13 protein-coding genes and 1 pseudogene are annotated in these 13,622 nt (G+C 74.9%); 4 read left to right on the top strand and 10 right to left on the bottom strand.

Annotated features, from left to right (window positions below; all coding sequences use genetic code 11):
- The 4 genes and pseudogenes from AB0L40_RS21840 to AB0L40_RS21825 form a co-directional block, all read right to left on the bottom strand.
- Positions 1–580: pseudogene (locus AB0L40_RS21840) on the bottom strand (hypothetical protein); the annotation flags it as partial.
- Positions 581–718: 138 nt separating this feature from the next.
- Positions 719–1,204 carry a ribosome silencing factor gene (gene rsfS / locus AB0L40_RS21835; protein ID WP_364359624.1) on the bottom strand — a complete coding sequence of 162 codons (486 nt, stop codon included), beginning with the start codon at positions 1,202–1,204 and terminating at the stop codon, positions 719–721.
- Positions 1,201–1,917: a nicotinate (nicotinamide) nucleotide adenylyltransferase gene (gene nadD, locus AB0L40_RS21830; RefSeq protein ID WP_364359621.1), complete on the bottom strand. Its 717-nt coding sequence runs from the start codon at positions 1,915–1,917 to the stop codon at positions 1,201–1,203. Before nadD ends, rsfS begins: the two co-directional genes overlap by 4 nt.
- A gap of 4 nt (positions 1,918–1,921) precedes the next feature.
- Complete coding sequence (locus AB0L40_RS21825) at positions 1,922–3,202, bottom strand: glutamate-5-semialdehyde dehydrogenase (protein WP_364359618.1); 1,281 nt, start codon at positions 3,200–3,202, stop codon at positions 1,922–1,924.
- Positions 3,203–3,325: 123 nt separating this feature from the next.
- Here AB0L40_RS21825 and AB0L40_RS21820 point away from each other — a divergent pair, with 123 nt between their 5' ends.
- Positions 3,326–4,105, top strand: a complete 780-nt coding sequence (locus AB0L40_RS21820) for a hypothetical protein (protein WP_364359615.1) — start codon at positions 3,326–3,328, stop codon at positions 4,103–4,105.
- Positions 4,106–4,398: 293 nt separating this feature from the next.
- Positions 4,399–5,184 carry a hypothetical protein gene (locus AB0L40_RS21815; RefSeq protein ID WP_364359612.1) on the top strand — a complete coding sequence of 262 codons (786 nt, stop codon included), beginning with the start codon at positions 4,399–4,401 and terminating at the stop codon, positions 5,182–5,184.
- Between the two features lie 133 nt (positions 5,185–5,317).
- On the opposite strand, the gene AB0L40_RS21810 is transcribed toward AB0L40_RS21815, so the two are convergent.
- Together AB0L40_RS21810 and AB0L40_RS21805 are read right to left on the bottom strand one after the other, a co-directional pair.
- On the bottom strand, positions 5,318–6,154 hold the full coding sequence (locus AB0L40_RS21810; RefSeq protein WP_364359609.1) for an ABC transporter permease: 837 nt from the start codon (positions 6,152–6,154) through the stop codon (positions 5,318–5,320).
- A complete protein-coding gene (locus AB0L40_RS21805; protein WP_364359606.1) occupies positions 6,151–7,056 on the bottom strand; it encodes an ATP-binding cassette domain-containing protein in 906 nt (301 codons plus the stop codon). The genes AB0L40_RS21810 and AB0L40_RS21805 overlap by 4 nt, the downstream gene beginning before the upstream one ends.
- 278 nt (positions 7,057–7,334) lie before the next feature.
- On the opposite strand from AB0L40_RS21805, the gene AB0L40_RS21800 reads away from it, so the two are divergent.
- Both AB0L40_RS21800 and AB0L40_RS21795 read left to right on the top strand, forming a co-directional pair.
- Positions 7,335–8,687, top strand: a complete 1,353-nt coding sequence (locus tag AB0L40_RS21800; protein WP_364359603.1) for a histidine kinase — start codon at positions 7,335–7,337, stop codon at positions 8,685–8,687.
- A gap of 28 nt (positions 8,688–8,715) precedes the next feature.
- Positions 8,716–9,387, top strand: coding sequence for a response regulator transcription factor (locus AB0L40_RS21795; protein ID WP_364359601.1), 672 nt, complete (start codon positions 8,716–8,718; stop codon positions 9,385–9,387).
- A gap of 102 nt (positions 9,388–9,489) precedes the next feature.
- On the opposite strand, the gene proB is transcribed toward AB0L40_RS21795, so the two are convergent.
- The 4 genes from proB to AB0L40_RS21775 all read right to left on the bottom strand — a co-directional run.
- Positions 9,490–10,584 carry a glutamate 5-kinase gene (proB, locus tag AB0L40_RS21790; protein WP_364359598.1) on the bottom strand — a complete coding sequence of 365 codons (1,095 nt, stop codon included), beginning with the start codon at positions 10,582–10,584 and terminating at the stop codon, positions 9,490–9,492.
- A gap of 107 nt (positions 10,585–10,691) precedes the next feature.
- Positions 10,692–11,633 carry a glycine betaine ABC transporter substrate-binding protein gene (locus tag AB0L40_RS21785; RefSeq protein WP_364359596.1) on the bottom strand — a complete coding sequence of 314 codons (942 nt, stop codon included), beginning with the start codon at positions 11,631–11,633 and terminating at the stop codon, positions 10,692–10,694.
- Positions 11,630–12,409: an ABC transporter permease gene (locus AB0L40_RS21780; RefSeq protein WP_364359593.1), complete on the bottom strand. Its 780-nt coding sequence runs from the start codon at positions 12,407–12,409 to the stop codon at positions 11,630–11,632. The genes AB0L40_RS21785 and AB0L40_RS21780 overlap by 4 nt, the downstream gene beginning before the upstream one ends.
- A partial coding sequence (locus AB0L40_RS21775; RefSeq protein WP_364359591.1) for an ABC transporter ATP-binding protein occupies positions 12,406–13,622 on the bottom strand: 1,217 nt, incomplete at its 5' end. The genes AB0L40_RS21775 and AB0L40_RS21780, both read right to left, overlap by 4 nt.

Here is a 13,622-nt window from a genome sequence, read left to right as displayed (position 1 = left end):
ACTTCGGGTTGCGCGCGTAGGGGGCGAGCTCGCCCGCCATGACCGGCGCCTTCGGCGTCTGCGCCTTGATCTCCTCGTAGGCGATGTTCTGCATCTTGCGCCACACCTCGGGCCCGTTCTTCTTCGGGAACAGGGTGTAGATGTTCGCCTCGTTCATCGGCTCCCAGTAGAGCTGGATGTCGAGGTCCTTCAGCGCCTTCACCGACGACCGCACCAGCGCCCGGTAGCGCTTGAGGCTGATGTCGCGGGCGTCGTCGAAGCCGCCGCCCTGGTCCGCCGCGATCAGGCCGTTGAAGCCGATGAACATCGTGTCGATGCCGCTGGCCTTGGCCTCCTGCGCGTAGCGCCGGATCGACGCGATCTCGTGCGCGGCGGGGTGGCTCGTCTTGCCCTCCCACTGGATGTAGGTGCGGACGAACTTGACGTTCGCGGCCTTCGCCGTCGCGAAGAACTCGGCCCGCTGGGCGGGGTCGTCCGAGCGCGGCAGGTTCTCGTCCATCAGGCCCTTGCTCAGCGCCGACGCGCCGGGCGCCGCGATGAGCAGCGGGACGGCGCTCGCGAGGAGCAGGAGGAGCGCCACGAGGGCGCGATGGGACGCGGTGAGGCGGCGTGTTGCCGCTGGGGCTGTGTGACGCACCCGCGGAAAGATAGGGCATGCCCCGCGGGTCACGTGCCGGTCGTCCGGCGGCGCCCGGCGCGCCGGGCGCCGGGGACGGGTTCAGCCCGCGTACGGCGGCTCGTCGTCGTCGCCGGGTGCGTCGCCGCCGACCGACGTCTCGCCCGCGACGTCGGAGACGTCGTAGCGCGGGCGGTCGCCCCAGAGGCTCTCGAGGCGGTAGAACGCCCGGGTCTCCGGCACGAAGATGTGGACGACGACGTCGCCGTAGTCCAGCAGGATCCAGCGGGCCTCCTGCACGCCCTCGGTGCGCTTGGGCAGCAGGCGCTCGCCGTCGTGCTTGAGGCCCTCGTGGATCGAGTCGTGGATCGCCTTGGCCTGGCGGTCCGTGCGGCCCGTGCAGATGACGAAGGCGTCGGTGTACGCGGACGCGCCGCGGAGGTCGACGGCGACGACGTCGAGCGCCTTGCGCTCGCCGGCGGCGGCCGCGATCCGTCGCACCAGGCCCTCGAGCTCCGGGTCGGGAGGCAGGACGGCGTCGTCGACGTCGGGCGACGCGTTCTGGGAGATGTAGGTGCGTTTGCTCATGTGTTTCCACCTCCACGGTAGAGCCCCAGACGGTCGATGCGCGCTTCGACTCCCCGCGGGACCAGGTGCCGGATGGTCCGCCCGGCCCGCACGCGGGCCCGGATCGCGGTCGACGAGAGCTCCATCGACGGCATCGCGAAGGGCAGCAGGCGGTCCGGATGGCCGAGCCGCGCGACGGCGTCGCGGGCCCGCCGGTGGGTGTCCGTGCCGCGCTCCGCGACGCCGATCGCGGCAAAGCGCAGCACGTCCTTGGGCCGGCTCCACGACTCCAGCCCGGCGGCGGCGTCCCCGCCCAGGAGCAGGACGAACGCGGCGTCGGGGTGCTCGGCCGCCAGGCCCTCCAGCGTGTCCGCCGTGTACGACGGGCCGTCGCGGCGGAGCTCGACGTCGGACACCGCGAGCCGGCCCTCGTCGCCCGCCACCGCGGCGCGGCAGAGGGCCAGGCGCTCGTCGGGTCCGGGGTCGTCCTCGACGTCCTTGTGCGGCGGCCGCGCGGCGAGCACGAGCCGGACCTCGTCCAGGCCGAGCTCGTCGCGCGCGCACTCCGCCAGGACGAGGTGCCCGAGGTGCGGCGGGTTGAACGTGCCGCCGAGGAGGCCGATGCGCGGGCCCGTCGCCACGCGGGCCGGGGCCACGGCGGTGGCGGGACCCGCGACCGCCCGGCCGGCGCCGACGGCCGGGTCCGCCGCGCGAACGTCGTCGGCGGCACCCACGGGACTAGGGCCGGACGTGGCCGTCGCCGCGGACGAGGTAGCGGTACGTCGTCAGCTCGCGCAGGCCGATCGGGCCGCGGGCGTGGAGCTTCTGGGTCGAGATGCCGATCTCGGCGCCCATCCCGAACTGCGCGCCGTCGGTGAAGCGCGTCGACGCGTTGACGTAGACCGCGGCGGAGTTGACCCCGCGCTCGAAGGCGCGCACCGCGAGGTGGTCGCGCGCGACGATCGCGTCGCTGTGGCCGGACCCGTGGTCCTCGATGTGGTCGATCGCGGCGTACACGTCGTCGACGAGCCGGACGCCGAGGATCAGCGCCAGGTGCTCGGTGTCCCAGTCCTCGTCGACGGCCGGGACGACGTCGGCGCCGTGGCCGGAGACCAGCGGCAGGCTGCCCTCGTCGGCGCGCAGCTCGACGCCGCGGGTGCCGAGCAGGCCGGCCAGGGACGGCAGGAAGTCCTCGGCGACCTCGCGGTGCACGAGGACGGTCTCGGCCGCGTTGCACGCGCTCGGGCGCTGGACCTTGGAGTTCTCGACGATCGACAGCGCCTGCTCGAGGTCGGCGGACGCGTCGACGTAGACGTGGCCGATGCCCGCGGCGGCGAAGATCACCGGCACCGTCGCGACGCCCTTCAGCGCCTGCTTCAGGCCCTCGCCCCCCCGGGGGACGATGAGGTCGACGTAGCGGTCCTGGGTGGCGAGCTCGGCGAGCTCCTCGCGGCCGCCGCCGGAGACCAGCCCGATCGCGCCCTCCGGGATGCCGGCGGCCGATGCGGCGTCGGACGCCACCGTCGCGAGGACGCGGTTGGAGTGCGCGGCGCTGGAGGAGCCGCGCAGGACGATCGCGTTGCCGCTCTTGATGGTCAGCGCGAGCGCGTCGATCGTGACGTTCGGCCGGGCCTCGTAGACGACGGCGACGACGCCGAGCGGGATCCGCTGGCGTTGGACGTCCAGGCCGTTGGGGAGCCGGTAGCCCTCGATCGTCTCGCCCACCGGGTCGCGCAGGGCGGCGACGTCGAGCACGCCCTGGACCATGCCGGCCAGGCGCGCGTCCGTCAGGCGCAGGCGGTCCATCAGCGCGGTCGGCAGGCCGGCCTCGGCCCCCGCCTCCAGGTCGCGCGCGTTGGCGGCGAGGATCTCGGGCGCGCGGGCGGTGATCGCCGCGGCGATCGCGTGCAGCGCCGCGTCCTTGGTCGCCGTGTCCAGCGCGGCGAGGCGACGACCTGCGGCGCGGGCGCTGCGGCAGACGTCGGCGACGGACGGGACCTCGACGGCGGTGGTGGCCATGCGCCAAGGGTACGCGGTCGTGACGCCTGGACCGCTGCGAACGTGACGGATGGGGTGTTCACGGGGGCCGTGCCGCGGGAGAGTGTCGCCAACGCCGACCTCCCGCCGCAACGGATCCCCGCCATGACGCTCGCCCTCCCGCTCCGCCGCTCGCTCTCCCGGGCCCTCCCCCTCGCCGCCGTCGCCGGCGCGCTGCTGCTCGCCGGTCCCGCCACCGGGTCCGCATCCGCGGCGACGAAGCACGCGCCGTGCCCGACCACGGGCAAGACCCTCGCCAAGGACGTCTTCCCGAACGTCCGGGTCTGGCGGCAGGGCACGACGCTGAAGGCCTGCACCCGCGAGCCCGGGCAGCGGCGGTACGTCCGCACGCTCGGCGTCTGGACCTCCGGCACGAAGATCGCGATCGGCGACGGCAACGTCGCGTGGACCTCGACCGGCCAGACCGACGGCGGCGAGCTCGTCGACGCGATCGCCACCGTCGACGTCCGCAAGGGCAAGCGCTGGTTCTCCACCGCCCGCGCCGCGCTGACCCCCGACGCCGCGACGCCGCTGACCGACGACCGCGTGCTGCGGCTCATCACCACGTACACGGGCACCGCCTGGGTGACGGCGCGGGGCGTCGTCAACCTCGCCGCCCGCCGGCTGGACCCCGACGCGGTCGCGGACGACGGCGGCACGCCCCCGCCGTTCCACCAGGGCTCCCGGTTCTTCCTCGGCGACGCGGGCCCGTCCGGCGCCGCCGCGGCCGCCAAGGGGATCCGGCTCACGGTCGGCGGCGAGCACGACGACTGCGGCGGCAGCGACGAGTTCAAGGTCCTCGTCCCGGCGATCGGCGGCCAGCCGGAGCTCGGCTTCGTCTACGACACCCGCGACGCGGTCGCGGACCCGGACATCTGCCGCTGACCCACCCGGCCGGCCGGGCCCTCCGCCCGCGCTGCGCCGTCCGGTCGTCGCCCGCCCCGCAGGACGTGCCGGGGGCGCCGGGCGAACCGCCCGGGACCGCGGACACCCGGCCGCGCGCGCCGCACCGGACGCGCGGATCCCGCCCGCGAGCGGAGTCCCACCTCGGTCGTCCCACCTCGGTCCCGCCACCGCTCCGAACGCGTCCTGCGACGTGTTCCCACCAGCACCCACGACCCGGGCGACCGGCCCGGTCCTCCTTCCCCACCCCACACCGAACCGACGGACCACGCACCATGCCCCGCACCTCCCGCACCCCCCGCGCCCTCCTCGGCGCCCCGCTGCTGACCGTGGCGCTCGGCGCCGCCCTGCTCGCCGGGCCCGGCGCGGGATCCGCCGCCGCGGCCAAGCACACTCCCTGCCCGACGACCGGCAAGACGATCGTCAAGGCGACGAGCCCGAACCTGCGCGTCTGGCGCGAGGGCACGACGCTGAAGGCCTGCACCCGCAAGCCCGGTCAGCGCCGCTACGTCCGCACCCTGGGGACGTGGAGCACCGCGACCACGGTCGCCGCCGGCGCCGGGAACGTCGCCTGGACGACCGCGCGCACGACGGAGGCCGGCATGGTCGACGCGCTCGCCACGGTCGACGTGCGGACCGGGTCGAAGTGGCTGAACACCACCCACGCCGCGGTGGCGCCCGACGCGGCGACGCCGGCGTCCGACGACCGCGTCCTGCGGCTCCTGACCGACGACAAGGCCACCACCTGGGTGACCTCGCGCGGGATCGTCGCCGCGAACCTCCGGAAGATCGCGGGCGACGAGCGCCCCACGTACTACGGCGCGGGCGTCCCCGGCACCGAGCCGTTCCACGTCGGCCGCCGCTACTTCCTGGGCGACACGACCCCGGCGGAGGCGGCGGCGGTCGCCAAGGGGCTCGCGTTCTACGTCGGCGGCGACGGCGACGAGTGCGGCGGCGTCGACGACTTCTCGGTGCGCGTCCCCGCGTGGGGCCTCCGGCCGGAGATGACGTTCATCTACCGCTCGCAGGACTGGACGTCGACCGCGGACTACTGCCACTGACGGCGACGGCCCCCGTCGGAGGACGGGGGCCGGTGCGGTCCCGCGCCGACGCCGACCGTCACGGCGGGCCGGCGCGGACGACGGGTGGCGGAGCCGAGCCGCGGCCCGCCACCGGCCCGCGGGACCCCGTCCGTCACTTGATCTCGCGGCGGTGCGTCCGGGCGATCCCCGCCACGAGCGGCACCCCGACCCACAGCAGCGCGCAGACGAGGATCTTCGGCCAGTCCCCGGCGTGCACGTCGACGTTCAGCAGCGGGTCGAACGCGCGGTTGGGGTCGATCCAGCGGAACGTCGACTCCAGCGACGAGACCGTCTCGCCGAGGACCGTGAACGCGGTCGGCAGCGCGAAGAACGCGACGATCGCCAGGGCGGGGCTCATCAGCAGCAGCCCGAAGCCGACCCCCATCAGCAGGTTCAGCTCCTGCGCCGCGAGCGTCTGCCCGAGGTCGCCGAGCGACATCGACCAGCTGCCGTCGGCGCCGCCGACCGCGATGCCGACGGCGTTGCCGAGCGCGGCGGCCACGACGCTCGCGACGGCGGCGCCCAGCCCGATCAGGAGCCCGGCCCGGACCTTCGCCCAGGTGATCCGCGCGCGGTCGGGGACGAGCGCGTAGGTCGCCAGGGCGGTGCGCTGCGACCACTCGCCGGTCATCAGCAGGATGCCGAGGACCGGCAGCAGGATCCCGAACGGCAGCAGCGCCAGCTCGAGGCAGTCCGCGAACGTGCGGTCGGCGGCGGCGCCGGTGACGCCGCGGGCGATCGCCACGGCGGCGGCGAGCAGGACGGACGCGATCAGGAGCCAGCGGCCGGCGCGCGTGTCGACGGCCTTGCGCAGCTCGACCGTCGTGAGCCGCCACGCCGTCGGGGCGGCGAATCGGGTGCGGGGGTCCTCCTCGGAGCCCGCCCCGCGGGGAGCGACGGCCACCGGGCGGCCGGCGCGGATCAGCTCGGTGTGGACGTCGGTGCTCATGCGGCCTGCTCCTGCGTGGTGGTGGTCCCGCCAGAGGTCAGCGAGAGGAACAGCTGCTCGAGGCCCGCGGTCTCCGCGGGACGCAGCTCGGTGAGGACGACGCCGGCGGCGAGCGCGGCGCGGCCGACGGCCTCGGCGTCCCCGTCGACGAGCTGGGCGCCGTCGGTCGTGGTGGTCGACGGCAGGTCGGCCAGGGCCAGCGCCCGGCGCAGTCCGGTGCGGTCGGACGAGCGGACCAGGACGCCGCCGGCGTTCAGCAGCTCGTCCTTGGTCCCGTCGGCGACGATCTTGCCGCCGGCGATCACGACGAGCCGGTCGGCCACCGCCTCGACCTCGTGCAGCAGGTGGGACGACAGCAGCACGGCACCGCCGCGGTCGGCGAAGTCCCGCAGGACGCCGCGCATCCAGAAGATGCCCTCCGGGTCCAGCCCGTTGGCCGGCTCGTCGAGCACGATCACGCGCGGGTCGCCGAGCAGCGCGTGGGCGAGGCCCAGGCGCTGGCGCATCCCCAGCGAGTAGTCGCCGACGCGCCGCCGGCCCGCGGGGCCTTCGAGCCCGACGGTGTTCAGCATCTCGGGGACGCGCGAGGACGGCATGCCCAGGGTCTTCGCGGCGAGCGTCAGGACCTCCTGGCCCGTGCGGCCGGCGTGCTGTGCGGAGGCGTCCAGCAGGACGCCGACCTCGCGGCCGGGGTTGGGCAGCTCGCGGTACGGGACCCCGAGGACGGTGGCCCGCCCGGAGGTGGGCGGCGCCAGCCCGCAGAGCATCCGCATGGTGGTCGACTTGCCCGCCCCGTTGGGACCGAGGAAGCCGGTGACGGTCCCCGCCTCGCAGGAGAAGGAGACGTCGTCGACGGCGACGTGGGCGCCGTAGCGCTTGGTGAGGTTCTCGACGTGGATCACGACCGCCACGTTCCCGGGGCGGGGCCCGCGCCACATCGGCCGTCGGTCGGTCCGTGGGCGGCCGTCGGTCGGTGCTCGGCGCGGCGCCGCAGCCGTCAAGCGGTCCCGGGCGCGGCGGGGCGGGGCTCCCGGGCGCCGGGAGGCGCGGCCACCCCCTACCGCGGTCGGGGGTCCCTTCGACCTTCGGCCGTGGCCGGCGCGGCGGGCGCGCCGTACGCTGCGGGGACGGCGGGGCGCGCGCCGGCCGTCCGGCCGTCGCCACCCCTCCCCGCACGCGGATGGATCCCACGCCCACCACCGGCCCCTCCGACGCCGCCCCGGACCTGGTCCCCGCCGACGGGCCGCGCCAGCCGCCCGCGGGCCCGTCCGGGCCCGCACCCGCGACGCCCGTCCCGGACCCCGTCCCCCGGATCGTCCGCCTCGCGGAGCGCGACCTGCTCCCGCCGGGGACGCGCATCGAGCGGACGTCCCGCGACTGGGTCGTCGACGGGCTCGTCTTCCTCGCCGCGGCGCTGATCGGGGTGCTGACGTACTCCGACGCGTTCCCCGGGGGCATCGCCCCGAGCCCGCTGGCGGCGGTCGACCTGGCGGTCGGGACCGCGTCGCTCCTGGCGCTCTGGGTCCGGCGTCGGTGGCCGGTCGCCGCCGCGCTCGCCGTCGCCGCCGCCAGCAGCGTCTCCGCGGTCGCCGCCGGACCGGCTGCGGTCCTCCTCTTCACGGTCGCGGTGCACCGCCCGTGGCGTGTCCTGACGCCGGTCGTCGTCCTCAACGTGGTCTCCGCCGCGATCTTCGCGCGCGTCCACCCCGACCACGAGCTCGCCTACGGCTGGAACCTGATGCTGGTCCTGGTCGCCTGCGCCGCGATCGTCGGCTGGGGCATGTTCGTCCGCAGCCGGCGGCAGCTGATCCTGAGCCTGCGCGACCGGGCCCGGCGGGCCGAGTCCGAGCAGCAGCTGCAGGTCGCCCAGGCCCGCGACCACGAGCGCGCGCGGATCGCCCGCGAGATGCACGACGTCCTCGCCCACCGGATCTCGCTGCTGAGCATGCACGCGGGGGCGCTCGAGTTCCGGCCCGACGCGTCGCCGGAGGAGGTCGCCCGGGCCGCCGGGGTCATCCGCACCAACGCGCACCTCGCGCTGGAGGACCTGCGCGAGGTCATCGGCGTGCTGCGCGGCGACGACCACCTGGCCGCCGAGCCGACCTCGACGACGCGCCCGCAGCCGACGCTCGGCGACGTCCCCGCGCTCCTGGCCGAGTCCCGCGCCGCCGGCATGCGGATCCGCGACGACGTCCACGTCGACCCCGGCACGCCGCTGCCGGCCGGGACGGGCCGCAACGTCTACCGCGTCGTCCAGGAGGGCCTGACGAACGCCCGCAAGCACGCGTCGGGTGCCCTCGTCGACGTCGTCGTGTCCGGCACGCCGCCCGAGGGCGTCACGGTCGAGATCCGCAACCCGGCCCCGGTCGGCCGGGCCGACGGCGCGGCCCGGGCCGGCGACGGGATCCCCGGTTCGGGCACGGGGATCGTCGGGCTCGGCGAGCGCACCGCTCTGGCCGGCGGACGGCTCGAGCACGGTCCGACCGCCGACGGCGGCTTCCGTCTGCGAGCCTGGCTGCCGTGGCCCCGGTGAGCACCCAGCGCGTCGTGCGGAGCCCACGGTGAGCGCCCCGATCCGCGTCCTGCTCGTCGACGACGACGCGCTCGTGCGCTCGGCGCTGACGATGATGCTCGCCGGCAGCCCCGCGGTGCGCGTGGTCGGCGAGGCCAGCGACGGCGACGAGGTCCCCGCCGCGGTGCAGGAGCACCGACCCGACGTCGTGCTCATGGACATCCGGATGCCGCGGTTGGACGGGCTCACCGCCACCGAGCGCCTGCGGGCGCGCCGCGACGGTCCGGACGGCGCCCCCGAGGTCATCGTGCTGACGACCTTCGACGCCGACGACCAGGTGATGCACGCGCTGCGCGCCGGCGCCGGCGGCTTCCTGCTCAAGGACACCCCGCCGGCGGAGATCGTCCGCGCGATCGAGCTCGTCGCCGCGGGCGAGGCGATGCTCTCCCCCGGCGTCACCCGGCGGCTGATCGACCGCGTCACCGACCCGGCCGCCGACGACCGCAAGGCGCAGGCGCTCGCCGCCCTGGCCGAGCTGACCGATCGCGAGCTCGAGGTCGCCGTCGCCTTGGGCCGCGGCGCCTCGAACGCCGAGATCGGCGCCGAGCTGTTCATGAGCGTCGCCACCGTCAAGGCGCACGTCTCGCGTGTCCTGCAGAAGCTCGACCGCAACAACCGCGTCCAGATCGCGTTGCTCGCGCACGACGCGGGGCTCGTCTGAGCGCGACGGCCCGGGGGCCGGTCCCCTTTCGGGTGGCCCGAGCCTCGACGCCTCCTGATGCGGTCGCGTCCCCGGGACGCTCGGCCGGGGCCCGCTCCCCTCCTAGAGGACGACGAGGCGGTCGCGGTGGACCGCCTCCGCCGGGGCCTGCGGCAGCAGCTCGCGGATCCGCTCGGTCCGCTCGCCCATGACCAGGCGCAGCGCGCCGGACGCGTAGCCGGAGATCCCCTTCGCGACGAGGTCGCCGCCGCAGCGCACGTCGACCGCGTCACCGACCTGGAAGTCGCCCGTCACGCCGGTCACGCCGACCGGCAGCAGCGACGTGTCGTCGCGCGACAGCGCCCGCCGCGCCCCGTCGTCGACGTCGATCGTGCCGCGGGCGGGCTTGGCGTAGCGCAGCCAGAGCTTGAAGCTCGACCAGCGGGCGTCGCCGGCGACGAAGCGGGTCCCCTCGTCCTCACCGGCCAGGACGCGCGCGAGCGCCTCCGGCCGCAGCCCGGACGCCACGACGGTCGGGATCCCCGCCGCCGCCGCCATGTCCGCCGCCAGGGCCTTGGAGCGCATGCCCCCGGTCCCGAGCGACGAGGTCGTGGTGCCGACGTCGTTGTCCGCCAGCGCCTGCTCGACGTCGTGGATCTCGCGGACGAGCTCGGCCGTCGGGTCCTGCCGCGGGTCGGCGGAGAAGAGGCCGTCGGTGGACGTCAGGAGGACGAGCCGGTCGGCGCCGAGCATCATCGCGACCTGCGCCGCCAGCAGGTCGTTGTCGCCGAAGGAGATCTCCTCCGTCGTCGTGGTGTCGTTCTCGTTGATCACCGGGACGGCGCGCAGCTCGACGAGCTTCGCCAGCGTCCGGCGGGCGTTGACGAACGCCTCGCGGTCGCCCAGGTCGTAGAGCGTCAGCAGCACCTGGGCCGCGATCAGCGACTCGGCGGCGAAGAGGTCGTCCCACGAGCGGAAGAGCCGGCCCTGGCCGACCGCGCTGGCGGCCTGGAGCGCGTCGATCGTGGTCGGGCGGCCCGGCAGTCCGAGCTCCTCGATCCCGCGCGCGATCGCGCCGCTGGAGACGAGGACGAACCGCTCGCCCTCCCGGTGCCGGGCCGCGACGGTGGCGCAGAGCGCGGCGAGCAGGTCGCGGCGCAGGCGCCCGCCGTCGTCGACGACGACGCTGGACCCGAGCTTGATGACGGTCAGGGACATCGACGCCCCAGGGTAGTCGGCGGGCGGCGGCCGGGCCGCTCCGGGCGCCGTGCCCGCACCCGCCGCCGTCGGCGAGGCGGGCACCCGCGGCGCACACCACCGCGCGGTCAGTCGGTGAAGCCCGCGTCCTTCAGCCAGTCCTTCGCGACCTTGTCGGGGAGCTGGCCGTCGATGTCGACCTTCGCGTTGAGCTCCTGCATCTTCGCCGTCGTCAGCTTCTCGGCGATCGGCTTCATCAACCGCTCGATCTGCGGGTGCTTCTTCAGCACCGACGCGCGGATCGAGATCGCGCCGCTGTAGGGCGGGAAGAAGCGGTCCGGGTCCTTCAGCGTCGTCAGGTCCAGGCCCTTGATCCGGCCGTCGGTCTCGAAGACCGCGCCGAACGTGCAGGTGCCGTTGGCGGTCTGCGAGTAGATCAGGCCCTCGTCCAGGCGCTTGATCCGGCCGCCGGGGGCCTTGAAGCCGTAGGCCTTCTGGACCCCGGGGAACCCGTCGGGCCGGTTGGCGAACTCCGCGGCGACGCAGAACGTCACCTTCGACCCCTTCGGGCCGGCGAGCAGGGCCTTCAGCTGCCCGAGCGAGTCGACGCCGAGCGCCTTCGCGTTCTTCGCCGACGTCGCCAGCGCGTAGGTGTTGTTCAGCGGCGCGCGGTCGATCCAGTCGATGCCGTTCTTGGAGGCGTCCTCCTTCGCGACGGCGTCGAACTGTCGGTCCGCGTCCGGGATCGGCTTGTCGTGGCCGAAGTACGTCAGCCACGCCGTGCCGGTGTACTCCCAGTACGCGTCGATGTCGCCGCGCGTCAGCGAGTCGCGGACGGCGGCGGAGCTCACGAGCCCGGTCTGGTCCCAGACGTCGGCGCCCTCGTGCCGCAAGTACTGCACGGCGATCTGGCCGAGCACCTTCTGCTCGGTGAAGCTCTTGGACCCGAACGCGATCTTGGCGCCCTTCAGCGGGCCGTCGCCGCCGCCGGTGTACGAGGCACCGCAGCCGGCGAGGGCGAGGACCCCGCTCACCGCGGCCGCGGCCGCGGCGACGCGCAGGCGGCTCACGCCGGCGCCCCGCGCAGGCCCTTGGGGCTGAGGTAGCGCTCCGCCAGGCCGGCGAGCCAGTCGATCGTGACCGCCAGGACCGCGGCGAGGATCGCGCCGGTCAGCAGCACCGCGTCGCGCTGGTTGGAGATGCCGTCGTTGATGATGTCCCCGAGCCCGCCGCCGTCGACGAACGTCGCGAGCGTCGCCGTGCCGACGAGCAGCACCAGCGCGGTCCGGACGCCGGCCAGGATGATCGGCACCGCGAGCGGCAGCTCCACCTTCGTCAGCACCTGCTGGCGGGAGAAGCCCTGTCCGCGGGCGGCGTCGATCAGGCCGGGGTCGACGTTGCGGATCCCCTCGACCGTGTTGCGCATCACCGGCAGCGTCCCGTAGACCACGAGCGCGACGTAGGGGATCCACCACTTCAGGCCGTCGGCCCAGATGACGAGCAGCACGAGGATGCCGATGACCGGCGCGGCCTGGCCGGCGCTGAACGAGCCGTTGACGATCCAGCGGACCGCCCGCGACCGCGTCCGGGTCAGGAGGACCCCCAGCGGGATCCCGAGCAGCAGCACCACGACCGCCGAGACGGCGACCAGCCGCAGGTGCTGGAGCAGCGCGGTGACGACGTTGCCGTCGTAGGCGTGGGCGGACGTCGCGCCGTCGGAGCCGCTGAGCGACGAGACGGCGATCGAGTCCGTCTGCTTGCCGACCAGGACGTAGATCAGCACCAGCGTGATCACGACGGCCACGGGCGTGGCGAGCAGCCGGACGAGGACGCTCCCGCGGCTCATCGCGGGTCCTCGGCGGCCGCGAGGCGCTCCTGCTCCGCGGCGATCTCGCGACCGTCGATCTCTCCGGTGATCTCCGCCACCGTGCGCACGGGCGCGGCGTCGTCCTGCTCCGCCTGCGTGCGGTGGTGGATCTGCTCGAGCGCCGCGGTCACCTGGTCCAGCCGGACGGTGCCGAGGTAGGCGCCGCGGTCGTCGACGGCGGGGACGACGCCGGTGCCGGAGCTCAGCATCTCGTCCATCGCGTCGTGCAGGGTCGTCGTGGCGGTGACGACGCCCGTGACCTCCTGGCCCTCGCGCTCGGGGTGCTGCGGTCGGTCGGCGAGCTCGTCGCGGTGCAGCCACCGCTGCGGCCGGCCCCGGTCGTCGAGGAGCAGCGCGTAGCGGTAGCGCTTCTCGTCGACCTCGCGCAGGATGGCGTCGTAGCCGTCGGGGTGCGAGAACGCCGGGTACGGCTCGAGCTCCAGGTCCTCGACGCGCACCAGGTGCAGGCGCTTGACCGCGGCGCCGCCGCCGATGAACGCGCGGACGTAGCGGTCCGACGGGGCGGCGAGGATCTCGTCCGGTGCGCCCTGCTGCGCGATCTTCGACCGCTCCTTCAGCACGACGACGCGGTCGCCGAGCTTGATCGCCTCGTCGATGTCGTGGGTGACGAAGACGATCGTCTTGCGCACCCGGCGCTGGATCTTCAGGAGCTCGGACTGCAGGCGGTCGCGGGTGATCGGGTCCAGCGCGCCGAACGGCTCGTCCATCAGCAGGATCGGCGGGTCGGCGGCGAGCGCGCGGGCGACGCCGACGCGCTGCTGCTGGCCACCGGAGAGCTCCCGCGGGTAGCGGCCGGAGAACTCCGCCTCGTCGAGCCCGACGAGGTCGAAGAGCTCGCTGGCGCGCTCGCTCGTGCGGCCCTTCTTCCAGCCGAGGAGCCGCGGCACCGTCTCGATGTTCTGGCGGACCGTGAGGTGCGGCAGCAGGCCGGCCTGCTGGACGACGTAGCCGATGTGGCGGCGCAGGTCGTCGGCCTTGAGCTTCGCGCTGTCGTCGCCGCCGATCATGATCCGGCCGCCGGTCGGCTTGACGAGGCGGTTGATCATCCGCATCGTGGTCGTCTTGCCGCAGCCCGACGGGCCGACGAAGACCACGATCTCGCCGGCGGGGATCGTCAGCGAGAAGTCCTCCACCGCAGGGGCGGCGCTCCCGGGGTAGTGCTTCGTGACGC

The organism is Patulibacter sp. NPDC049589, assembly GCF_040675535.1.
Lineage (GTDB): Bacteria > Actinomycetota > Thermoleophilia > Solirubrobacterales > Solirubrobacteraceae > Patulibacter.
The sequence above is the reverse complement of the archived record's forward strand: the minus strand, read 5'-3'. Positions and strand labels throughout refer to the sequence as shown.

Excerpts from the sequence above, each read along its gene's own strand:
- rsfS (WP_364359624.1), bottom strand. The coding sequence starts at position 1,204 with ATGAGCAAACGCACCTACATCTCCCAGAACGCGTCGCCCGACGTCGAC.
- AB0L40_RS21780 (WP_364359593.1), bottom strand. The coding sequence starts at position 12,409 with ATGAGCCGCGGGAGCGTCCTCGTCCGGCTGCTCGCCACGCCCGTGGCC.
- AB0L40_RS21825 (WP_364359618.1), bottom strand. The coding sequence starts at position 3,202 with ATGGCCACCACCGCCGTCGAGGTCCCGTCCGTCGCCGACGTCTGCCGC.
- AB0L40_RS21800 (WP_364359603.1), top strand. The coding sequence starts at position 7,335 with ATGGATCCCACGCCCACCACCGGCCCCTCCGACGCCGCCCCGGACCTG.
- AB0L40_RS21820 (WP_364359615.1), top strand. The coding sequence starts at position 3,326 with ATGACGCTCGCCCTCCCGCTCCGCCGCTCGCTCTCCCGGGCCCTCCCC.
- proB (WP_364359598.1), bottom strand. The coding sequence starts at position 10,584 with ATGTCCCTGACCGTCATCAAGCTCGGGTCCAGCGTCGTCGTCGACGAC.
- AB0L40_RS21810 (WP_364359609.1), bottom strand. The coding sequence starts at position 6,154 with ATGAGCACCGACGTCCACACCGAGCTGATCCGCGCCGGCCGCCCGGTG.
- AB0L40_RS21815 (WP_364359612.1), top strand. The coding sequence starts at position 4,399 with ATGCCCCGCACCTCCCGCACCCCCCGCGCCCTCCTCGGCGCCCCGCTG.